Here is a 22,153-nt window from a genome sequence, read left to right on the forward strand (position 1 = left end):
GGCTGCCCGCGCGACCCGACAACGGTGCGGGCCGTCACACTCCCGGGTGCAAGGGGCGATGGTCCCGAACCGCACCGAAACGGCATGCCGAGATCCCAGGGTGCAGGTTTAGCACCGCTCGATAGGGTCATCACCGAGGGTTCCGCCCAACTGCCGAGGAGCACAACCATCGTGGCTGTCAACCGTCCCGAGCAACCCGCACTCAACTGGTCCGACCTCGACCGCCGGGCCGTCGACCTCGTCCGCGTGCTGGCCATGGACGCCGTGGAGAAGTCCGGCAACGGCCACCCGGGCACCGCGATGAGCCTCGCGCCCGCGGCGTACCTCCTCTTCAACCGCGTGATGCGGCACAACCCGGCCGACCCGAACTGGCCCGGCCGGGACCGCTTCGTGCTCTCCGCCGGCCACTCCAGCCTGACCCTCTACATCCAGCTCTTCCTCTCCGGCTACCCGCTGGCCCTGGACGACCTCAAGTCGCTGCGGCAGTGGGGCTCCCTCACCCCGGGGCACCCGGAGCACGGCCACACCCCGGGCGTGGAGACCACCACCGGCCCGCTGGGCCAGGGCCTGGGCAACGCGGTCGGGATGGCGATGGCCGCCCGCCGCGAGCGCGGCCTGTTCGACCCGGAGCCCGAGCCGGGCGCCTCGGTCTTCGACCACGACATCTGGTGCATCGCCTCCGACGGCGACATCGAGGAGGGCATCAGCCACGAGGCCAGCGCCCTCGCGGGGCACCAGCAGCTCGGCAACCTCTGCGTGATCTACGACGACAACGAGATCTCGATCGAGGACGACACCCGCATCGCCAAGAGCGAGGACGTGGCGGCCCGCTACGAGGCGTACGGCTGGCACGTGCAGACCGTCGACTGGCGCGCCGGCGACGCCGACCAGGGCGACTACCACGAGGACGTCGAGGCGCTGCACCGGGCGCTGCTGGCGGCGAAGGCGGAGACCACCCGCCCCTCGTTCATCGCGCTGCGCACCATCATCGGCTGGCCCGCGCCGAACAAGAAGAACACCGGCAAGATCCACGGCTCGGCGCTCGGCGCGGACGAGGTGGCCGCCACCAAGCAGCTCCTCGGCTTCGACCCGGCGCGGACCTTCGAGGTCGAGGAGGAGGTCCTGGCCCACGCCCGCACGGTGCTGGAGCGCGGCGCGGCGGCCCAGCGGGAGTGGGAGCAGGCGTACGAGGGCTGGGCGAAGGCCGACCCGGAGCGCAAGGCGCTGTGGGACCGGATGGCCCAGCGGGCGCTGCCGCAGGGCTGGGCCGACGCGCTGCCGACCTTCCCGGCCGACGCCAAGGGCGTCGCCACCCGGGCCGCCTCCGGCAAGGTGCTGGAGGCCCTCGCCCCGGTGCTGCCGGAGCTGTGGGGCGGCTCGGCCGACCTGGCGGAGAGCAACAACACCACCATGAAGGGCGAGCCGTCGTTCGTCCCTGCGGCGCACGCCACCAAGGACTTCCCGGGCCACGAGTACGGCCGCACGCTGCACTTCGGCATCCGCGAGCACGCCATGGGCGCGATCCTCAACGGCATCGCCCTGCACGGCGGCACCCGCCCGTACGGCGGCACCTTCCTGGTGTTCAGCGACTACATGCGCCCCTCGGTGCGGCTCGCCGCGCTGATGAAGCTGCCGGTGGTCTACGTGTGGACGCACGACTCGATCGGCCTCGGCGAGGACGGCCCGACCCACCAGCCGGTGGAGCACCTGACCGCGCTGCGGGCCATCCCCGGGCTGGACGTGGTGCGCCCCGCCGACGCCAACGAGACCGCCTGGGCGTGGCGGCAGGCCCTGGAGCACACCGACCGGCCGACCGCGCTGGCGCTGAGCCGGCAGGCCCTGCCGACGCTGGACCGCTCGACCCTGGGCCCGGCCGAGGGCGTTGCCAAGGGCGGGTACGTGCTGGCCGAGGCCTCCAACGGTAAGCCGCAGGTGATCATCGTCGGCACCGGCTCGGAGGTGCAGCTCTGCCTCACCGCCCGGGAGCGCCTGGAGGCCGACGGCACCCCCACCCGGGTCGTCTCCATGCCCTGCCAGGAGTGGTTCTACGAGCAGGACGAGGCGTACCGGGAGTCGGTGCTGCCGCGCGGGGTAAAGGCACGGGTGAGCGTGGAGGCGGGCATCGCGATGTCCTGGCGCGGGGTCGTCGGCGACTCGGGCGAGAGCGTCAGCCTGGAGCACTACGGCGCGAGCGCCCCGCACTCCGTGCTGTTCGAGCAGTTCGGGTTCACCCCCGACCGGATCGTGGCCGCCGCGCACGCGGCGCTGACCCGGGTGGGCGACATCACCGGTTTCACGACCGGCAACTGAGGGGAGCGTGGACGGCATGACGGACAGGCTTAGTGAACTCACCGCCGCCGGGGTGGCGGTCTGGCTCGACGACCTCTCCCGGGTGCGGCTGAGCAGCGGCGGGCTCGACCAGCTCCGCCGGGAGCAGCACGTGGCCGGGGTGACCACCAACCCGACGATCTTCGCCAAGGCGCTCGCGGACGCCGACACCTACGACTGGCAGCTCCGCGACCTCGCCACCCGTGGGGTGGAGGTGGAGGAGTCGGTACGCATGCTCACCACGTACGACGTGCGGTGGGCCTGCGACGTGATGCGCCCGTCGTACGACGGCAGCGACGGTGTCGACGGCCGGGTCTCCATCGAGGTGGACCCCCGGGTGGCCCACGACACCGACAAGACGGTCGCCGAGGCCAAGGCGCTGTGGTGGCTGGTCGACCGGCCGAACCTCTTCATCAAGATCCCGGCCACCGAGGCGGGCCTGCCGGCGATCACCGCGACCCTGGCCGAGGGGATCAGCGTCAACGTCACGCTGATCTTCGGCCTGGACCGGTACTCGCAGGTGATGGAGGCGTTCCTCGCCGGCCTGGAGCAGGCGAAGGCCAACGGCCACGACCTGTCGAAGATCGGCTCGGTGGCGTCGTTCTTCGTCTCCCGGGTCGACGCCGAGGTCGACAAGCGGCTGGAGAAGATCGGCTCCGACGAGGCCAAGGTGCTGCGCGGCAAGGCCGCCGTGGCCAACGCCCAGCTCGCGTACGAGCGCTACGGCGAGGTCTTCTCCTCCGACCGGTGGCAGGCCCTCGCCGACGCCGGCGCCCACCCGCAGCGCCCGCTGTGGGCGTCCACCTCCACGAAGAACCCGGACTACCGGGACGTGATCTACGTCGAGGAGCTGATCGCGCCCGGCACGGTCAACACCATGCCGGAGCCGGTCATCCACGCGTACGCCGACCACGGCGAGACGCGCGGGGACACGATCACCGGCGCGTACGACGCGGCCCGGAAGGTCTTCACCGACCTGGAGTCGGTCGGCGTGGACATGTCCGACGTGATCGCCACCCTGGAGCGGGAGGGCGTGGAGAAGTTCGAGGCGAGCTGGCAGGAGCTGCTCGACGGGGTCCGCAAGTCGCTCGGCGCGGCGGCGAAGGGCACCGGGCGGCCCAGCAAGGCCGCCCAGGGCAACGCGGAGGCCGCGCAGCAGGCCGGGGGCAACGCGTGACCCACGCCCGCGGACGCGCCCCGGGGCACCGCCCCGGGGCGTCCCGTCTGCGGGCCGGGGCGGCCACGTGAGCGACCTGCTCGCCGGCCCGGCGGACGCGTCCGCCGGGCTGGCGGTGCACGGCGCCGACGCGGTCGACCCGGCCGCCCCGGCGTCGACCCGGGACGCCCTGGTCGCCCAGGGCCTTCCCGGGCGGATCGCCGCGCAGGACCCCACGCTGTGGGGGCCGGGGCGGCTCGGCTGGCTGGACACCCACCGGCGCAGCCGGGAGCTGATCGACCAGCTCGCCGCGCTGACCGCCGAGCTGGCGGACCTCGACCACGTCGTGCTCGCCGGCACCGGCGGGGCCGCCCTCGCGGGCGAGGCGATCGCCCGCACCCTCGGCAGGCCGCTGACCGTGCTGGACGGCACCGACCCGGGGCAGGTCCGGGCGGCGCTGGCCGACCGGCTGGAGCGCACCGTCGTGGTGCTGGCCGACGCCCCGGGCACCGCCGTGGAGACCGACGCCCACCGGCGGGCGTACCTGCGGGCGTTCCTCGACGCCGGCCTGACCGAGGCGGAGGCCGGCCGGCACTTCGTGGCGGTCACCCACCCGGGCTCGGCGCTGGAGACGGCCGCCGCCGAGCTGGGCACGGTCACCGTGCTCGCCGACCCGGAGGTGACCGGCCCGTACGCGGCGCTGACCGCGTTCGGGCTGGTGCCGGCGGCGCTGGCCGGGGTCGAGGTGACCGAGCTGCTCGACCAGGCCGAGGCGCTGGCGCGGTCCCTGGGCGGCGACGCCGGCAACCCCGCGCTGGCGCTCGGCGCGGCCCTGGCCGCCGCCGCCACGCGGGGCCGGGCCACGGTCGCCCTCGCCGGCGACAGCAGCGGGCTCGACCCCCTCGGCGACTGGATCGCACAGCTCCTCGCCACCGCGACCGGCAAGGCCGGCCTCGGCCTCCTGCCGGTCGTGCTGGAGTCCCCTGCCGCGCCCGGCGGCACCGGCGCGGACGTGCTCACCGTCAGCTACGGCGGCGCGCTGCCGCCCGGCGCGGTGCCCGGCGGCGGCCTCGCCCCCGACCTGGCGGTCAACGGCCCGCTCGGCGCGCACTTCCTCGCCTGGGAGTACGCCACGGCGGTGGCCGGCGCGGCGCTCGGGGTGGACCCGTTCGACCAGCCCGACGCCGACGCGTGCGCCGAGCACACGGCCCACGCCCTCGCCTCGGGCCCGCCGGCGCGGTCGCCGTCGTCGGTCGGGGGCGCGATCGAGGTGTACGCCCCGGCGGGCGGCCCGGCCGACCTGACCGGCGCGCTGCGCCACCTGCTCGACGGGGTCGGCGGCGACGGCTACCTGGCGGTGCTGGCGTACCTGGACCCGGCCGGCGACGCCGCCGTGGCGGGGCTCCGGCCGCTGCTGGTTGAGGCGTCGGGGCGGCCGGTGACCTTCGACTGGGGGCCGCGCTGCCTGCGCTCGACGGGCCAGTACCACAGGGGCGGCCCACGGACGGGGAATTTCCTTCAGGTGACCGGTACGGTCGACAATGATCTGGAGGTGCCCGGGAGGCCGTACACCTTCGGCGGTCTCCAGGCGGCCCAGGCCGCGGGCGACCGGCAGACCCTGGCCGACCGGGGGCGGCCGGTGCTGCGACTGCACCTGACCGACCGGGCGGCGGGGGTGGCCGAGCTGCTCGACGCGGTCCGGCAACTACGAGCGTGACGATGGAAGACGTGACATCAGCGGAGCGAGGAGGCAGTAATCCGGTGAACCCGCTGCGCGATGCGCAGGACCGGCGGCTGCCGCGGATCCCGGAGCCCTGCGCTCTGGTGATCTTCGGGGTGACCGGGGACCTGGCGCGGAAGAAGCTGCTACCGGCGGTCTACGACCTGGCGAACCGGGGGCTGCTGCCCCCCGGCTTCGTGGTCCTGGGCTTCGCCCGGCGCGACTGGGGCGACGGCGACTTCGAGTCGCTGGCCCACGACGCGGCCAAGCAGCACGCCCGCACACCCTGGCGGGAGGAGGTCTGGGCCCGCCTCTCCGGCAACATCAAGTTCGTGGGCGGCTCGTTCGACGACGACGACGCCTTCGACCAGCTCGACCGGACGCTCGACGAGCTGCGGGACAGCCACGGCATCCACGGCAACGCCGCCTTCTACTTCTCCATCCCCCCGGCGGCGTTCCCCGTGGTGCTCAAGCAGCTCGCCCGCACCGGCATGGCCGACAACGACAAGTGCAACGGCTGGCGTCGGGTGGTGGTGGAGAAGCCGTTCGGCCACGACCTGCCCTCGGCCAAGGAGCTCAACGACCTGGTCGACGACGTCTTCACCCGGCAGGACGTCTTCCGCATCGACCACTACCTGGGCAAGGAGACCGTCCAGAACATCCTGGCCCTGCGGTTCGCCAACAGCCTGTTCGAGCCGCTGTGGAACTCCAAGTACGTCGACTCGGTGCAGATCACGATGGCCGAGGACGTCGGCATCGGCAGCCGGGCGGGCTTCTACGACTCGGTCGGCACCGCCCGCGACGTGCTCCAGAACCACCTGCTCCAGCTCCTGGCGCTGGTGGCGATGGAGGAGCCGACGAGCTTCGACGCCGACGAGATCCGGACCGAGAAGCTGAAGGTGCTCAAGGCGATCACCCTGCCGAAGGACATCTCCCAGGGCACGGTGCGCGGGCAGTACCTCCCGGGCTGGGTCGCCGGGCAGCGGGCGGTCGGCTACCTCGACGAGGACGGCGTCCCGGCGGACTCGACCACCGAGACGTACGTGGCCGTGGAGCTGGGCATCCAGAACCGCCGCTGGGCGGGGGTGCCGTTCTACATCCGGGCCGGCAAGCGGCTGCCCCGGCGGGTCACCGAGGTCGCCATCCTGTTCAAGAAGGCGCCGCACCTGCCGTTCAACCCGGCGGACATGGAGATGCTGGGCACCAACCAGCTCGTCATCCGGGTGCAGCCCGACGAGGGCGTGGTGCTGAAGTTCGGCTCGAAGGTGCCGGGCACCACGATGGAGGTCCGCGACATCGCGATGGACTTCCAGTACGGCGAGGCGTTCACCGAGTCCAGCCCCGAGGCGTACGAGCGGCTGGTGCTGGACGTGCTCATCGGCGACCGTACCCTCTTCCCGGACGCCGCCGAGGTCGAGCAGAGCTGGGCGGTGGTGGACCCGCTGGAGCACGCCTGGGCGGGCACGAAGCCGGAGCCGTACCGGGCCGGCGAGTGGGGGCCCCGGGCCGCCGACGAGATGCTGGCCCGCGAGGGCCGGGCTTGGCGGAGAGCGTGAGCGAGCGAAGCGAGCGAACCAGGAGGTTCCGTTGATCGGGCTGTGGGACACCACCGGCAACGAGGTGGTCAAGGCGCTCGCCGCGGAGCGGCGCAGCGCCGGCGGCGTCGCCAGCGGCATGGCGCTCACCCTGATCGTGGTGGTCGACGAGAAGCGGGTACGCGAGGCGGAGGCCGCGGCGACCATAGCTGCCGCCGCCCACCCGTGCCGGCTGCTCGTGGTGGTCCGCTCCGAGGTCGACCGGGACCGCAACCGGCTGGACGCGGAGATCGTCGTCGGCGGCCGGCTCGGCCCGTGCGAGGCGGTCGTGACCCGGATGTACGGCCGGCTGGCGCTGCACGCCGAGTCGGTCGTGATGCCGCTGCTGGTGCCCGACGTGCCGGTGGTGACGTGGTGGCACGGCGAGCCCCCGGCGGAGATCGCGACGGACTTCCTCGGCGTGGTGGCCGACCGCCGCATCACCGACTGCGCGCAGGCCGCCGACCCGATCGAGGCGCTGCGGCTGCGGGCCCGGGACTACGCCCCCGGCGACACCGACCTGGCGTGGACCCGGATCACCCCGTGGCGCACGCTGGTGGCGGGGGCGTTCGACACCACCGACGCGCGGGTCACCGAGGCCCGGGTGGTGGCCCCGCCGACCGACCCGACGGCCGCGCTGATGTGCGGCTGGCTGGGCAGCCGGCTCGGGATCACCCCGCACTGGGAGCCCAGCGACGACGCCCCCCGCATGCGGGAGGTGCGGCTGACCTGCGCCAACGGCGACGTGCTGACCCTCACCCGGGAGGACAGCGTGGCCACCTTCCAGCGCACCGGGCAGACCGACCGGCAGCTTCCGCTGGTCCGCCGGCCGCTCGGCGACGAGCTGGCCGAGGAGCTGCGCCGGCTGGACGCCGACCAGGTCTACGCCGAGGCGCTGGGCGCGGTGGCCGGCGTCGACGGGCTGGACGCCCGGCCCGGCCAGCGGGTGCACGTCTGGAAGGACCCGGCGACCGCGAAGCGGGCCGAGGCGGGCGTCACCGCCCACGCCGGCACCAGCGCGACCCCGTGACGGCGCTTCCCGGCCGGGCCCCGGCGGCCCGCCCGGGGCGCGCCGCCCCCGTGGAGGGCCGCCCGGCCCCCGGCACGACGAGGAACAGGGCCGTCGGTCGGCGGCCCGGAGACGAAGGCACAACACATGAGTGAGGCGAGTGTCGCCGTGCACGCCGACGCCGGCCTGCTGGCGCAGGCGGTGGCGGCCCGGCTGGTGGTGAAGCTGCTCGACGCGCAGGCCGAGCGCGGCCAGGCGTCGATGGTGCTGACCGGCGGGCGGATCGCCGCCGCCGTCTACCGGGCGGTGGGCGAGCTGCCGGCCCGGGACGCGGTCGACTGGTCTCGGGTGGACGTCTGGTGGGGCGATGAGCGGTTCCTACCGGCCGGCGACCCGGATCGCAACGAGACGCAGGCGCGGGCGGCGCTACTGGACGCGGTGCCGCTGGACCCGGCCCGGGTGCACGCGATGCCGGCGTCCGACGGCCCGGCCGGGGCCGACCCGGAGGCCGCCGCCGCCGGGTATGCCGCCGAGCTGGCCCGCGCGGCCCGCCCGGGGAACGCCGCGCTCCCCCACTTCGACGTGCTGATGCTCGGGGTGGGCGAGGACGGGCACGTGGCCTCGGTCTTCCCCGGGCACCCGGTGCACCACGACAGCCGCCCGGTCAGCGCGGTGCGGGGCAGCCCGAAGCCGCCTCCGGTGCGCACCACGCTGACCCTGCCGGCCATCAACACGGCCGAGGAGGTCTGGCTGGTGGCCGGTGGCGGCGACAAGGCGCGGGCGGTCGGGATGGCGCTCGCCGGGGCCGGCCCGGTGCAGATTCCGGCGGCCGGCGCGCGGGGCGTGAGCCGCACGCTCTGGCTGCTGGACCGGGCGGCGGCGGCCGAGGTCCCGCCCCGCTTCCGCAGCCTCCGCTGACGGTGCAAGGAAGGGCACCTTGTTAACGCTTCCGGTATAGGAAGGTGCCCTTCCTAACCAGCGCGGGCCGACGTGCGGCGGGAGCCGGAGCGAGGACGGACCCGCTGGGCAGACGACTGCGCGCGGCCCGTCGGGTGACGGACCGCGCGCAGTTCGTACGACTCGGCAGGCTGGCTCTCAGGTGTTGAGCTGAAGGCGCAGCCAGAGGCCCAGCCCGATGATGCAGGCGAACCAGACGATGCCCACCAGGACGGTGTAGCGGTCCAGGTTCTTCTCGGCCACCGAGGAACCGGCGAGGCTGGAGCTGACCCCACCGCCGAACATGCTCGACATTCCGCCGCCCTTGCCTCGGTGCAGCAGGATCAGCAGCGTGAGCAGGATGCTCGTGATCGACAACAACACGATCAACGTGTAGGCGAACCAGATCGGCATGGCTGGGGTCAGTCCTCTCGTTGCGATCCTCGCCCGGACAGGTCGGGCACGCGGCACCGACCGGCGGACGGGCGGAATCAAGGATAGCGAGCCGTCAGCGGCTGATGTGCTCCGGGAAGCGGCAGATCTTGGCGAATTCCTCGCCGTCGAGGCTCGCACCGCCCACCAGGGCCCCGTCGACGTCCGGCTGAGCCATGATCGAGGCGACGTTGGAGGACTTCACCGACCCGCCGTACAGGATTCGCACCTGGTCCGCGGTGGCCTGGTCGTACGTCTCGACCAGCCGCTTGCGGACCTCCCCGCACACCTCCTGGGCGTCCTCGGGAGTGGCGGTCTTGCCCGTCCCGATGGCCCAGACCGGCTCGTACGCCACGACGACCTTGGTGACCTGCTCCGCGGTGAGCCCCCGGAGCGCGCCGTCGAGCTGGTCGCAGCAGTGCGGCACGTGCCGGAGCTGCTCGCGGACCTCCAGGCCCTCGCCGATGCAGAGGATCGGGGTGAGCCCGTTGGCCAGCGCGGCGGCCACCTTGTCGTTGACCAGCGCGTCGTCCTCGCGGTGGTACTGCCGCCGCTCGGAGTGGCCGACCACCACGTACGTGCAGCCGAGCTTCGCCAGCATCGCCCCCGAGATGTCCCCGGTGTAGGCCCCCGACGGGTACGGCGACAGGTCCTGCCCGCCGTAGCCGATCAGCAGCTTGTCGCCCTCGATCGCCGTCTGCACGGTGCGCAGGTCGGTGAAGGGCGGCAGCACGACGCACTCGACGTCGGTGAGCTGCTTCTCGTTCAGGCTCGCGGCCAACTTCTGCACCAGCAGGTTGGCCTCGAAGTGGTTCAGGTTCATCTTCCAGTTGCCGGCCATCAACGGCCGGCGGGTGGTGCTCGCCATTCAGTTCTCCAGAGCCGCGATGCCGGGGAGGGTCTTGCCCTCCAGGTACTCCAGGGAAGCGCCGCCACCCGTGGAGATGTGGCCGAACGAGGACTCGTCCAGGCCGAGGGTGCGCACCGCCGCCGCAGAGTCACCGCCGCCGACCACGCTGAACGCGTCGGACTTCGCGATCGCCTCGGCGACACCCCGGGTGCCGTTGGCGAACGCCGGCATCTCGAACACGCCCATCGGGCCGTTCCAGAAGATCGTCCGCGCGCCTCCCGGTTCGCCGCAGGCGGCGTCCTTGATCGCGGCAGCGAACCCGGCGACCGTCTCCGGGCCGATGTCCAGGCCCAGCCGGTGGCTCGGGATCCCGTCGGCCGGCACCGTGTCGTGGGCGGCGTCGGGCGCGAAGGCGTCGGCGACCACCACGTCGACCGGGAGCATGATCTTACCCTCGGACCGCTCCAGGAGGTTGCGGCAGGTCTCCACCATCTCCTCCTCCAGCAGCGACGTGCCCACCTCGTGGCCCTGAGCCTTGAGGAAGGTGAAGCACATGCCGCCGCCGATGAGCAGCCGGTCGACCTTCGGCAGCAGCGCCTCGATCACCGCGAGCTTGTCGGAGACCTTGGAACCGCCGAGCACCACCACGTACGGCCGCTCGGGCTCGCCGGCGAGCTTCGCCAGCACCTCCACCTCACGCAACACGAGGCGGCCGGCGACGTGCCGCAGCCGGGCCGGCACGTCGAAGACGCTGGCGTGCTTGCGGTGCACCGCGCCGAACGCGTCGTCGACGTACGCCTCGCCGAGGGCGGCGAGCTGGTCGGCGAACGCGCCCCGCTCGGCGTCGTCCTTGCTGGTCTCGCCCTTGTTGAAGCGCAGGTTCTCCAGCAGGGCCACCTCGCCGTCGGCGAGGGCGTCCACCGTGGAGCGGGCCGAGTCGCCGACGGTGTCCTCGGCGAACCGGACCGGCGCGCCGAGCAGCTCGCCGAGGCGGTCCGCGACCGGACGGAGGCTGAACTGCGGGTCGGGCGCGCCCTTCGGGCGGCCCAGGTGCGAGAAGACCACGACCTTCGCGCCGGCCCCGGTCAGGGCGGTCAGCGTCGGCAGCACCGCGCGGATGCGGCCGTCGTCCGTGATGGCGCCGGTCTGCTTGTCGAGCGGGACGTTCAGGTCGGCGCGCACGAGCACGCGCCGACCCGACACCCCCTCGGCGAGCAGGTCGTCGAGGCTGCGGATGCTCACAGGGAGCTACCCACCAGCTTGACCAGGTCCACCAGGCGGTTGGAGTAGCCCCACTCGTTGTCGTACCAGCCGACGACCTTGACCTGGTTGCCGATCACCTTGGTCAGCGGCGCGTCGAAGATGCACGACGCCGGGTCGGTGACGATGTCGGCGGAGACGATCGGGTCCTCGTTGTAGACCAGGACGCCCTTGAGCGGGCCCTCGGCGGCGGCCTTCAGCGCGGCGTTGACCTCGTCCACCGTGGTCTCCCGGCCGACCTCGACGGTCAGGTCGGTGGCGGAGCCGGTCGGGATCGGCACGCGCAGCGCGTAGCCGTCCAGCTTGCCCTTCAGCTCCGGCAGGACCAGGCCGATCGCCTTCGCCGCGCCGGTGGAGGTCGGGACGATGTTCAGCGCGGCGGCCCGGGCGCGGCGCAGGTCGGAGTGCGGCGCGTCCTGGAGGTTCTGGTCCTGCGTGTACGCGTGGATGGTCGTCATCAGACCCTTGGTGATGCCGAACGTGTCGTGCAGCACCTTGGCCATCGGGGCGAGGCAGTTGGTGGTGCAGGAGGCGTTCGAGATGATCGTGTGCTTGGCCGGGTCGTACTCGTCGTGGTTGACGCCCATGACGACCGTGACGTCCTCGTTCTTCGCCGGGGCGGAGATGATGACCTTCTTGGCCCCGCCGTCGACGTGCGCCTTCGCCTTGGTGGCGTCGGTGAAGAAGCCGGTGGACTCGATCACCACGTCCACGCCGAGGTCGCCCCACGGCAGCTTCGCCGGGTCCTTCTCGGCGAACGCCTTGATGGTCTTGCCGCCGACGGTGATCTCGTCGGAGCTGGCCTTGACCTCCTGCGGCAGGCGGCCCAGGATGCTGTCGTACTTGAGCAGGTGGGCGAGCGTCGCGTTGTCGGTCAGGTCGTTGACCGCCACGACCTCGACGTCCGCGCCGGACGCCAGCACGGCCCGGAAGAAGTTACGGCCGATGCGGCCGAAGCCGTTGATGCCAACCCGGATGGTCACAGGTCCCATCTCCTCGCGTTGTGATCCGCCGGCGTCAGCCCGGGGCCGACGCGTGTGCGCCGGTCGTCGGAGCCGGCCGTTGACAGTTCGTTCGGCCACCCCGCCGCGGTCGGAAGAGACCCTGACCGCCAGGGGCGGTGAGCACGGCGAGGAGTGCCGGTGCCGGCCCCCTTGCCGTACGCAGCGACCCTATCCGAGCGTGCCCCGCCGCGCCGCACGGGGTGGTGATCTTCGCCCCGCCGCGCCGCCGTCCACCCGCGCCTACCGCCACCGTCCCATCAGACCACGAGCATGTCGGGCGTGACTGCCGCTTCCGTATCCGGGATGCCCAGGTCGCGGGCCCGCTTGTCGGCCAGCGCCAGCAGCCGGCGGATGCGCCCGGCGATGGCGTCCTTGGTCAGCGGCGGATCGGCGAGGGCGCCCAGCTCCTCCAGGGACGCCTGCCGGTGCTCCAGGCGCAGCTGCCCGGCCGAGGTGAGGTGGTTCGGGGCGTCCTCGGCGAGGATCTCCAACGCCCGGGTCACCCGGGCGGCGGCGGCCACCGCGGCCCGCGCCGAGCGGCGCAGGTTGGCGTCGTCGAAGTTGGCCAGCCGGTTCGCCGTCGCCCGCACCTCGCGGCGCACCCGGCGCTCCTCCCAGGCCAGCACGCTGGAATGTGCTCCTATACGGGTCAGCAGCGCGGCGATGGAGTCGCCGTCCTTGACCACCACCCGGTCCACGCCGCGCACCTCGCGGTTCTTCGCGGTGATGCCGAGGCGCCGGGCCGCGCCGACCAGGGCCAGCGCCGACTCCGGGCCGGGACAGGTGATCTCCAGGGCGCTGGAGCGGCCCGGCTCGGTCAGCGAGCCGTGCGCCATGAACGCCCCCCGCCACGCCGACACGGCGCAGCAGACGTTGGCGGCGACCACGTGCGGCGGCAGGCCGCGCACCGGCCGGCCCCGCACGTCCAGCAGGCCGGTCTGCCGGGCCAGGGCCTCGCCGTCCTTGACCACCCGGACGATGAAGTGGCTGCCCTTGCGCAGCCCGCCGGAGGCCAGGACGTGGATCTCGCTGGGGTAGCCGTACACCTCGGCGACCTCGCGGCGCAGCCGCCGGGCCACCGCCCCCGTGTCCAGCTCGGCCTCCACGACCACCCGGCCGGAGACGATGTGCAGCCCACCGGCGAAGCGCAGCAGCGCCGCCATCTCCGCCCGACGGCAGCAGGGCTTGGGCACGTCGACCCGACTCAGCTCGTCCTTGACCGCAGCCGTCATCGCCATGTGCGCCCCCTCACGGACCGGTGCCGGCGTGTCGCCGGAGATTACGTACGTGCTTAACGATCGGCGCCCAGGACAGGCACCAGGGCGGCGCCCAGGGCGGCCGGATCGTGACGGGGCTCGCCACCGTCGACGGCGACGGGGGCGAGGACCAGGCGGGCACCCAGCGATTCTGCCGTACGTTCGACCGGCGCGGGATCACCCACCGCCTTGGCGTCGGCCAGCACCATGTCCACCGTCAGCTCCGGCAGGTAGTGCCGCAGCGTGGCCAGGTGGTCGGCGAGGGAGAGCCCGAGGGTCTCCTTCTCCGCCGCGAGGTTCAGGGTGACCAGCCGGCGGGCCGGGCTGGCCACGATGGCGGCGGCCAGCCCCGGCACCAGCAGGTGCGGCAGGACGCTGGTGAACCAGCTCCCCGGCCCGAAGATCAGCCAGTCCGCCTCGGCCGTCGCCGCCACCGCCTCCGCGCAGGCGGCCGGGGCGGTGGGGGTGAGCCGCAGCGACTCCACCCGCCCGCCGGTGACCGCCACCTGGTGCTGCCCGCGCACGGTGCGCACCTCGTCGGGGTACGCCGGGTCGGCCCCGCGCACCCGGGCCTCGATGCCGACGGGCTGGCGGGACATCGGCAGCACCCGCCCCACCGCGCCGAGCATCGCCCCGGCGTGCTCCAGGGCGGCCACCGGGTCGCCGAGCAGCTCGGTCAGCCCACACAGCACGAGGTTGCCCACGGCATGCCCGGCCAGCCCGTCGTCGGTGTCCGCCGGGTCGCCGGGGGTGCCGGCGAAGCGGTGCTGGAACAGCCCGGCGCTGCGCCGGGTGGCCGGGTGGTCGCCGGCGAGGGCCACCAGCGCCTGGCGCAGGTCGCCCGGGGGCAGGCCGCCCCGGCGGGCGCGGAGCCGGCCGCTGGAGCCGCCGTCGTCGCCGACGGTGACCACGGCCGTGATGTCCAGGTCCAGCTCCGGGGCGCAGCGGCGCAGCGCCCGCAGGGACACCGACAGGCCGTGGCCGCCCCCGAACGCGACCACCCGGGTACGACGCCCGGTGCCCTCGTCACGCGGTGGCGCTGCCGCCGCCGTCATTCGCGCCCCAGGTCGCGGTGCTGGGCGTTGGCCGCCAGCCCGCAGCGGCGCAGCCGGGCGGCCAGCTCCTCGGCGATGGCGACGCTGCGGTGCTTGCCGCCGGTGCAGCCGACGGCCACGGTCAGGTACCGCTTGCCCTCCCGCTCGAAGCCGGCGCTGGTGGCGTTGACCAGGTCCGCGTACGCGCTCACGAACGCCTCCGCGCCCTCCTGGCCCAGCACGTACGCGCTGACGCCCTCCTCCCGCCCGGTGTGCTCGCGCAGCTCGGGCACCCAGTACGGGTTCGGCAGGAACCGGGCGTCGAGGACGAAGTCGGCGTCCGGCGGGAGGCCGTACTTGAAGCCGAAGGAGAGCACGGTGAGCCGCAGCCGGCGGGCGTCCTCGCCGCCGAACAGCTCCTCGATGCGGCGGCGGAGCTGGTTGACGTTCAGGTGGCTGGTGTCGATGATCACGTCTGCGTGGTCCCGGGCCTCCTCCAGCAGGCCCCGCTCCACGGCGATGCCGTCGGCGAGCCGCCCGTCGCCCTGCAACGGGTGCGAGCGCCGCACGCTCTCGAACCGGCGGATCAGCACCTCGTCGTCGGCGTCGACGAAGACCACGCGCGGGGAGAAACCCCGCTCCTTGAGCTCGCGGATCGCCCCGACCAGGTCGGTGGAGAAGGCGCGCGAGCGCACGTCCAGGACCATCGCGGTACGCCGGGCCGCGCCGCCGGCCTTCACGGCCAGCTCGGCCATGTCGAGCATGAGCGCCTGGGGCAGGTTGTCCACCACGTAGTAGCCGACGTTCTCCAGCGCCCGCGCCACGGTGCTGCGCCCTCCGCCGGACAGCCCCGTCACCACCACCAGGGTCGTCTCCGCCTCAGCCTCCGTCGCCGGTGTCTGTGTCGAGCCGCCGGCGACCGGAGCCTCGGACATCCGCGCCTCGTTCACCACTGCCCACTCCCCCACGGGTCACGCCACGGTCCAGCCGACCGCGCTTGGCCGACCGTCGACTCTATCCCGCCGGGCCGTGTCGATCCCCTCCGCCCACGTCCGCGCCGCTCTCCTCGACCATCCGCTCCGGGTGGCGCGGCTTCGGGCCGGTCGACGTGCTGCCGGACGACCCCACCCGGATCGGGTCGGATGCCCGCCCGAGTTCTATCCTGCGGGCATGTCGACCACCGATCGGGATCTCGTCGTCGCTGCCGCGCAGGCGGGGGCCGCCGTGGTGCGGGCGCAGTACGGCGCGTCGTCGGCCCGCGTCGACAAGGGCGGGGGCGACTTCGCCACCGCCACCGACATCGAGGCGGAGCGGGTCGTCGTCGAGGTCCTTCGCGCCGCCCGCCCGGACGACGCGGTGGTGGGCGAGGAGAGCGGCCGCACGGGCCCCGGCCACGCCGGGCGGGTGTGGCTGGTGGATCCGCTGTGCGGAACGCTCAACTACGCGGCGCGCACCATGCTGGTCGCGGTCAACGTCGCGCTGCGGACGGCCTCGGGGATCGCGGTCGCGGCCTCGGCCGACCCGTTCACCGACGAGGTGTTCTGGACCGACGGCCCATCCGCGTGGGTGCGACGCGACGGCGTGGACAGTCCGCTCGTGCCGTCGGGCGAGTCGCGGCTGGTGGACGTCAACCTCGATCCGCCGTTCGCGATCGCCCCCGACTTCCGGGCCGCCCGACTGCTCGCCGACCCGGGGTTCGTCGAGCGGTTCCGCCCGCGCGTGGTCTCCACCACGCTGGCCGTGGCCTGGGTCGCGGCGGGTCGGCGGGCCGCGTACGTGACCGAGGGCGACCTCCAAGACAGCGTGCACTTCACCAGCGGCATCGCCCTGTGCCAGGCCGCGGGTTGCGTGGTGACCGGTATCCAGGGACAGCCCCTGCACACGGGCGTGGGCGGGCTCGTGGTGGCCGCGGACCGGGAGACGCACACCGCCCTGCTGGCCCTCATCGGCAACCAGCCCGCGAGCTGAGACAGACATGCGGCAGCCGCATCGGACGGCGGCAGGCCCACCGCGTCCAGCCCGCCCAGGACGAACTGTCGCCCGACGGGCCGGCGGGGTGCGTCGCAGGGACCCCGCACACGGCCTGTCCGGCTAGGGGCGCGGGTGGCTGGGGCCGGCTACGGGGCAGGGGGCGGCGGGGCAGGGGAAGGGTTGAGGGCGGCGGTGATCGCCTCGGCGGTGCGCCGGCCGACGCCGGGGACCTCGGTGATCTCCTCGACCGACGCCGCCGCGAGGCGCTTGAGCGAGCCGAAGTGGCGCAGCAGGGCCTTGCGCCGCACCTCGCCGAGGCCGGGGACGTCGTCCAGCGCCGACTCCGTCATCCGCTTGGAGCGGCGCTGCCGGTGGAACGTGATGGCGAAGCGGTGCGCCTCGTCGCGCACGCGTTGCAGCAGGTAGAGCCCCTCGGAGGTGCGCGGCAGGATGACCGGGAACTCGTCGTCGGGCAGCCACACCTCCTCCAGCCGCTTGGCCAGGCCGCACAGCGCCACGTCGTCGATGCCCAGCTCCGCGAGGGCCTGGGCCGCCGCCGCGACCTGCGGCGCGCCGCCGTCGACCACCACCAACTGCGGGGGGTACGCGAACCGGCGGGGCCGCCCCGTCGTCGGGTCGATGCCCGGCAGGTCGGGGTCGGCGGCGGTCTCCTCGCCGATCTCGCCGGTCTCGGCGCGGGCGTCGAGGTAGCGGGCGAAGCGCCGCCGCAGCACCTCCGACATGGCGGAGAGGTCGTCGGTGGCGCCCCGGACGATGAACCGCCGGTACTCGCCCTTGCGGGGCAGGCCGTCCTCGAAGACGACCATGCTGGCGACCACGTCGGTGCCCTGGATCTGGGAGACGTCGAAGCACTCGATGCGCAGCGGCGAGGTGCGCATCCCCAACGCCTCGGCGATCTCGTCGAGGGCCTTGCCGCGGGTGGTCAGGTCGCCGGCGCGCCTGAGCTTGTGCCGGGCCAGGCCGTCCTTTGCGTTGCGCTCCACCGTCTCCAGCAGGGTGCGCTTGTCGCCGCGCTGCGGCACCCGCAGGGACACCCGGCTGCCCCGGCGGCCCGACAGCCAGTCGGCCAAGGCGTCGGCGTCGGCGGGCAGGGCGGGCACCAGCAGCTCCCGGGGGACGTCGGCCTCGCCCTCCTCGCCGCCGTACACCTGGGTGCAGAAGTGGTGCACCAGGTCGCCGGGCGTGAGGTCCTCGGTCTTCTCCACCACCCAGCCGCGCTGGCCGCGCACCCGGCCGTCGCGGACGTGGAAGACCTGGACGGCGGCCTCCAGGGGGTCGTCGGCGAAGGCGACCACGTCGGCGTCGGTGCCGTCGCCGAGCACCACGGTCTGCTTCTCCATGGCCCGCCGCAGCGCGGCCACGTCGTCGCGCAGCCGGGCCGCCTTCTCGAACTCCAGCGCCTCGCTGGCCTCGGTCATCTCGCGTTCCAGCCGGCGCACCATCGTGTCGGTGCGCCCGCCCATGAAGTCGCAGAAGCGGTCGACGACGTCCCGGTGCTCCTCGGCCGAGACGCGGCCGACGCAGGGGGCGGAGCACTTGCCGATGTAGCCCAGCAGGCAGGGGCGGCCGACCTGCCCGGCGCGCTTGAACACCCCGGCCGAGCAGGTGCGCGCCGGGAAGACCCGCAGCAGCAGGTCGAGCGTCTCGCGGATGGCCCAGGCGTGCGAGTACGGCCCGAAGTAGCGCACGCCCTTGCGCTTGACGCCGCGCATCACCTGGAGCCGGGGGAACTCCTCGCCGACCGTGACGGCGAGGTACGGGTACGACTTGTCGTCGCGGTAGCGGACGTTGAACCTCGGGTCGTACTGCTTGATCCAGGTGTATTCGAGCTGGAGGGCCTCGACCTCGGTGCCGACGGTGACCCAGTCGACCGACTCGGCGGTGGTGACCATCTGCTGGGTGCGCTGGTGCAGGCCCCACAGGTCGGCGAAGTAGGAGTTGAGCCGGCTGCGCAGGTTCTTCGCCTTGCCGACGTAGATCACCCGGCCGGTGCCGTCGCGGAACCGGTAGACCCCCGGGGACTCGGGGATGGTGCCGGGCGCGGGGCGGTAGGTCGAGGGGTCAGCCACGATCCGAGACTAGCCGCTGGCTCCGACAGCCCAGATCACGCCGACCCGCCTCGGCGACGCTGGACCGCCGCGCCCCGCCGGCCGGGCCACCGCCTATCGACGTCTTCCAATACCGTGGCGGTCCGCCTACCATTCGGTAACTGAATGTTCTTCACGTAGCGATCGGCCCCCGTCCCGCGCCCTGATCCCCACCCCTCGGAGGATCACCATGCCCCGTCCCGCCACCACGCGCCGCCTGCTGGCCGGCGCGACCGCCGCCGTCGGCGTCGCGGCCCTGCTCGTCGCGGCCCCCGCCCCGCCCGCCGCCACCGGCGCGCCGGCCACCACAGAGTCGGCCACCGCAGCCGCGACCACCACCCGAAGCGCGTTCGCCGCCAACGACTACTGCCTGGGTGAGTGCGGCGACATCCTGCCGCCCGGCCAGAACGGCGACGCCACCCTCGTCGAGATCCTCGCCCACCAGAGCCTCGGCACGATGCCCCGGCACTCCGCCGACCAGCTCGGCAGGTACGCGGACCTCGTCTACGGCTACGCCGGGCTGCGCGAGGAGCAGATCGGCAGCTTCTTCAACGACGCCTCCTTCGGCGTCCCGTCCGGTCAGGTCGAACGCGACTACTCGCCCCGCTCGGACGTGCGGATCGTGCGGGACAAGGCCCTCGGCATCCCGCACGTCACCGGCACCACCCGGGGCGGCACCATGTACGGGGCCGGGTACGCCGGCGCGGAGGACCGGCTGTTCACCATGGACCTGCTGCGCCACGTCGGCCGGGGCACCCTCACCCCGTTCGCGGGCGGCGCGCCCGGCAACCGGGCGCTGGAGCAGAGCGTCTGGCGCAACTCGCCGTACACGGAGGCGGACCTGGCGGCCCAGGTCGAGGCGCTGCGCGCCAAGGGCCCGCGCGGCGAGCAGCTCTACGCCGACGTGCGGGAGTACATCGCGGGCATCAACGCCTACATCGGCGCGTGCATGGCCGACCGCGACTGCCCCGGCGAGTACGTGCTGACCGGGCACCTCGACGCGATCACCAACGAGGGCGGCCCCGAGCCGTTCACGATGACCGACCTGATCGCCATCGCCGGCGTCGTCGGCGGCCTCTTCGGCGGCGGCGGCGGCAACGAGATGCAGTCCGCGCTGGTCAGGATCGCCGCCCGCGCCAAGTACGGCCCGACCGAGGGCGACCGCGTCTGGGCGGCCTTCCGCAACCAGAACGATCCCGAGGCGGTGCTGACGCTGCACGACGGGCAGAGCTTCCCGTACGGCGCGGCCTCCCCGGACGCCGCCAGCGTGGTGCTGCCCGACGCCGGCTCCGCCAAGGCCGAGCCGGTCGTCACCGACCCGACCGGCTCCGCCACCGCCAGGACCACCTCCAACCGGGGCTCCGAGCTGGCCGCCGCGCTCTCCGGGCTGACCATCGACCCCGCCCACCGGGGCATGTCCAACGCCGCCGTCGTCTCCGCCGCCCACTCCGCGACCGGCAACCCGGTGGCCGTCTTCGGGCCGCAGACCGGCTACTTCTCCCCCCAGCTCCTGATGGTGCAGGAGCTGCAGGGGCCCGGGATCAGCGCCCGTGGGGCGGCGTTCGCCGGCCTGAACCTCTACGTGCTGCTCGGCCGGGGCCAGGACTACGCCTGGAGCGCCACCTCGTCGACCCACGACATCACCGACACGTACGCGGTGCCGCTGTGCACCACCGACGGCAGCGCCCCCACCCTCGCCAGCAGCCACTACCTCTACCGGGGGCAGTGCGTGGCGATGGAGCAGCTCGCCCACACCAACAGGTGGAGCCCGACGGTCGCCGACGGCACGCCCGCCGGGTCGTACAAGCTGGTGGCCTGGCGCACGAAGCTCGGCCTCGTCGCCTGGCGCGGCGCCGTCGGCGGCAGGCCGCACGCGTTCACCCAGCTCCGCTCGACGTACCGGCACGAGGCCGACTCGGCGATCGGCTTCCAGATGTTCAACGACCCCGCCGCGATGGGCTCCGCCGACGCCTTCGTCACCGCCGCGCACGGCGTCGACTACGCCTTCAACTGGTTCTACGTCAACTCCACCCAGTCGGCGTTCTTCACCTCCGGGCTCAACCCGGTGCGCGCCGCCGGGTCGAACCCGAACCTGCCGATGAAGGCCGAGCCCGCGTACGAGTGGCAGGGCTACCAGCCGGCGACGAACACCGCGACGTACGCCCCGCTGTCGACCCACCCGCGCTCGGTCGACCAAGACTACTACGTGAGCTGGAACAACAAGCAGGCCAAGGACTTCGGGGCCGCCGACGGCAACTTCAGCTTCGGCGCGGTGCACCGGGGCGACCTGCTCGACCGGCCGCTGAAGGCGGGCATCGCCGCCGGGAAGAAGTACGACCGGGCCTCGCTGACTGAGCTGGTCGAGCGGGCCGGGCTGACCGACCTGCGCGGGATCGAGGTGCTCGACGAGCTGATCCGGGTGCTGGAGAGCCAGCCCGTCACCGACGCCGCCCTGGCCGCCGAGATCGGCCGGCTCAAGGCGTGGCGGCAGGACGGCGCCCTGCGCGTGGAGACGGCCAAGGGCTCGAAGGTGTACCGGCACGCCGAGGCGATCCGCACCTTCGACGCCTGGTGGCCGCTGCTGGTGCGGGGGATGTTCGCCGCGCCGCTCGGCGCGGAGCTGTACCAGTCGCTGACCAACGCCATGCAGATCAACGAGTCGCCCTCCGGGCACCAGCGGGGCGACGCGGGCAGCGTGCCCGGCTCGGCGAACGGGGCCCAGACGCACAAGGGCTCGGCGTTCCAGTACGGCTGGTGGGGTTACGTCGACAAGGACCTGCGGGCGGTGCTCGGGCAGCCGGTGGCCGGCGGCCTCGGGCGCACCCACTGCGGCGGCGGCACCCTCGCCGGCTGCCGGCAGGTCCTGCTCGACACGCTGCGCAGCGCGGCGGCAACCCCGGCCGCCCAGACCTACCCCGGCGACGACACCTGCGCCGCCGGGGACCAGTGGTGCGCCGACGCGATCGTCCAGTCGCCGCTGGGCGGGATCACGCACGCCACCGTCGCCTGGCAGAACCGGCCCACGTACCAGCAGGTCGTCTCGTTCCCCGCGAGGCGCGGCGACGACCTGACCAACCTGGCCGCCGGTCGGGCGGTGACCGCGTCGAGCACCCAGTTCGGCTATCCCGCCGCCCGGGCCGTCGACGGTGACCTGGGCACCCGGTGGGCCAGCTCCCGCAACGACGACCAGACGCTCACCGTCGACCTGGGCTCCGCCCGTCAGGTGGGCCGGGTGACGCTGAACTGGGAGGCGGCGTACGCGCGGTCGTACCGGATCGAGGTCTCCGCCGACGGGACGACCTGGCGCACGGCCTGGTCGACCACGGCCGGCGACGGCGGCACCGACGTGGTGGCCTTCCCCACCGAGACCGCCCGGTACGTGCGGATGCGCGGCCTGACCCGGGCCACCGAGTACGGCTTCTCGCTGTGGGAGCTGTCGGTGTACGCCCACTGATCCCGCAGGGACGGCGGCGGCCGGCACGGTCGTCCGTGCCGGCCGCCGCCGTGGTCGCCGC

At 73.7% G+C, this 22,153-nt stretch carries 16 protein-coding genes; 8 read left to right on the forward strand and 8 right to left on the reverse strand.

Annotated elements, in window-relative coordinates; all coding sequences use genetic code 11:
* Nucleotides 1-171: 171 nt before the first annotated feature.
* From tkt to pgl, 6 genes are all read left to right on the forward strand, one after another.
* Nucleotides 172-2,310 (forward strand): transketolase, encoded by a 2,139-nt coding sequence (tkt, locus tag LPU43_RS10445; RefSeq protein ID WP_229400073.1) that lies wholly within the window; start codon nt 172-174, stop codon nt 2,308-2,310.
* A 16-nt stretch (nt 2,311-2,326) separates the two neighbouring features.
* Nucleotides 2,327-3,505 carry a transaldolase gene (gene tal, locus LPU43_RS10450; RefSeq protein WP_229400074.1) on the forward strand — a complete coding sequence of 393 codons (1,179 nt, stop codon included), beginning with the start codon at nt 2,327-2,329 and terminating at the stop codon, nt 3,503-3,505.
* 67 nt (nt 3,506-3,572) lie between these two features.
* Complete coding sequence (locus LPU43_RS10455) at nt 3,573-5,201, forward strand: glucose-6-phosphate isomerase (RefSeq protein ID WP_229400075.1); 1,629 nt, start codon at nt 3,573-3,575, stop codon at nt 5,199-5,201.
* Nucleotides 5,202-5,203: 2 nt separating this feature from the next.
* Nucleotides 5,204-6,760 carry a glucose-6-phosphate dehydrogenase gene (zwf, locus tag LPU43_RS10460; protein ID WP_229400076.1) on the forward strand — a complete coding sequence of 519 codons (1,557 nt, stop codon included), beginning with the start codon at nt 5,204-5,206 and terminating at the stop codon, nt 6,758-6,760.
* Between the two features lie 31 nt (nt 6,761-6,791).
* A complete protein-coding gene (locus tag LPU43_RS10465; protein WP_229400077.1) occupies nt 6,792-7,808 on the forward strand; it encodes a glucose-6-phosphate dehydrogenase assembly protein OpcA in 1,017 nt (338 codons plus the stop codon).
* Between the two features lie 126 nt (nt 7,809-7,934).
* The gene (pgl, locus tag LPU43_RS10470; protein WP_229400078.1) at nt 7,935-8,705 is read left to right on the forward strand and encodes a 6-phosphogluconolactonase; all 771 of its coding nucleotides are present in this window, start codon (nt 7,935-7,937) and stop codon (nt 8,703-8,705) included.
* A 177-nt stretch (nt 8,706-8,882) separates the two neighbouring features.
* Here the strand turns inward: pgl and secG are convergent, their stop codons facing one another.
* The 7 genes from secG to rapZ form a co-directional block, all read right to left on the reverse strand.
* A complete protein-coding gene (gene secG / locus LPU43_RS10475; protein WP_229400079.1) occupies nt 8,883-9,137 on the reverse strand; it encodes a preprotein translocase subunit SecG in 255 nt (84 codons plus the stop codon).
* A 94-nt stretch (nt 9,138-9,231) separates the two neighbouring features.
* Nucleotides 9,232-10,023, reverse strand: coding sequence for a triose-phosphate isomerase (gene tpiA / locus LPU43_RS10480; protein ID WP_229400080.1), 792 nt, complete (start codon nt 10,021-10,023; stop codon nt 9,232-9,234).
* Entirely contained in the window at nt 10,024-11,247 is a 1,224-nt protein-coding gene (locus tag LPU43_RS10485; RefSeq protein WP_229400081.1) for a phosphoglycerate kinase, read from the reverse strand.
* A complete protein-coding gene (gene gap / locus LPU43_RS10490; RefSeq protein ID WP_229400082.1) occupies nt 11,244-12,248 on the reverse strand; it encodes a type I glyceraldehyde-3-phosphate dehydrogenase in 1,005 nt (334 codons plus the stop codon). The genes LPU43_RS10485 and gap overlap by 4 nt, the downstream gene beginning before the upstream one ends.
* Nucleotides 12,249-12,526: 278 nt before the next feature.
* On the reverse strand, nt 12,527-13,507 hold the full coding sequence (gene whiA / locus LPU43_RS10495; RefSeq protein WP_229400083.1) for a DNA-binding protein WhiA: 981 nt from the start codon (nt 13,505-13,507) through the stop codon (nt 12,527-12,529).
* A gap of 53 nt (nt 13,508-13,560) precedes the next feature.
* Nucleotides 13,561-14,580, reverse strand: coding sequence for a gluconeogenesis factor YvcK family protein (locus LPU43_RS10500; RefSeq protein ID WP_229400084.1), 1,020 nt, complete (start codon nt 14,578-14,580; stop codon nt 13,561-13,563).
* The gene (gene rapZ / locus LPU43_RS10505; protein WP_229400085.1) at nt 14,577-15,494 is read right to left on the reverse strand and encodes an RNase adapter RapZ; all 918 of its coding nucleotides are present in this window, start codon (nt 15,492-15,494) and stop codon (nt 14,577-14,579) included. The genes LPU43_RS10500 and rapZ overlap by 4 nt, the downstream gene beginning before the upstream one ends.
* 235 nt (nt 15,495-15,729) lie before the next feature.
* On the opposite strand from rapZ, the gene LPU43_RS10510 reads away from it, so the two are divergent.
* Entirely contained in the window at nt 15,730-16,527 is a 798-nt protein-coding gene (locus LPU43_RS10510; protein ID WP_229400086.1) for an inositol monophosphatase family protein, read from the forward strand.
* Nucleotides 16,528-16,676: 149 nt separating this feature from the next.
* Here LPU43_RS10510 and uvrC read toward each other — a convergent pair whose 3' ends face one another.
* Complete coding sequence (uvrC, locus tag LPU43_RS10515; RefSeq protein WP_229400087.1) at nt 16,677-18,620, reverse strand: excinuclease ABC subunit UvrC; 1,944 nt, start codon at nt 18,618-18,620, stop codon at nt 16,677-16,679.
* 208 nt (nt 18,621-18,828) lie between these two features.
* Here uvrC and LPU43_RS10520 point away from each other — a divergent pair, with 208 nt between their 5' ends.
* Nucleotides 18,829-22,092, forward strand: a complete 3,264-nt coding sequence (locus LPU43_RS10520; RefSeq protein WP_229400088.1) for a penicillin acylase family protein — start codon at nt 18,829-18,831, stop codon at nt 22,090-22,092.
* Nucleotides 22,093-22,153 lie beyond the last annotated feature (61 nt).

Source organism: Micromonospora okii, from assembly GCF_020884795.1.
In the GTDB taxonomy this organism is placed as follows: Bacteria; Actinomycetota; Actinomycetes; order Mycobacteriales; family Micromonosporaceae; genus Micromonospora; species Micromonospora okii.

What these genes read in the sequence shown, in the direction of transcription:
- tal (WP_229400074.1), top strand. Translation starts at nt 2,327, where the DNA reads ATGACGGACAGGCTTAGTGAACTCACCGCCGCCGGGGTGGCGGTCTGG.
- zwf (WP_229400076.1), top strand. Translation starts at nt 5,204, where the DNA reads ATGGAAGACGTGACATCAGCGGAGCGAGGAGGCAGTAATCCGGTGAAC.
- pgl (WP_229400078.1), top strand. Translation starts at nt 7,935, where the DNA reads ATGAGTGAGGCGAGTGTCGCCGTGCACGCCGACGCCGGCCTGCTGGCG.
- secG (WP_229400079.1), bottom strand. Translation starts at nt 9,137, where the DNA reads ATGCCGATCTGGTTCGCCTACACGTTGATCGTGTTGTTGTCGATCACG.
- tpiA (WP_229400080.1), bottom strand. Translation starts at nt 10,023, where the DNA reads ATGGCGAGCACCACCCGCCGGCCGTTGATGGCCGGCAACTGGAAGATG.
- whiA (WP_229400083.1), bottom strand. Translation starts at nt 13,507, where the DNA reads ATGGCGATGACGGCTGCGGTCAAGGACGAGCTGAGTCGGGTCGACGTG.
- LPU43_RS10500 (WP_229400084.1), bottom strand. Translation starts at nt 14,580, where the DNA reads ATGACGGCGGCGGCAGCGCCACCGCGTGACGAGGGCACCGGGCGTCGT.
- rapZ (WP_229400085.1), bottom strand. Translation starts at nt 15,494, where the DNA reads ATGTCCGAGGCTCCGGTCGCCGGCGGCTCGACACAGACACCGGCGACG.
- LPU43_RS10510 (WP_229400086.1), top strand. Translation starts at nt 15,730, where the DNA reads ATGTCGACCACCGATCGGGATCTCGTCGTCGCTGCCGCGCAGGCGGGG.
- LPU43_RS10520 (WP_229400088.1), top strand. Translation starts at nt 18,829, where the DNA reads ATGCCCCGTCCCGCCACCACGCGCCGCCTGCTGGCCGGCGCGACCGCC.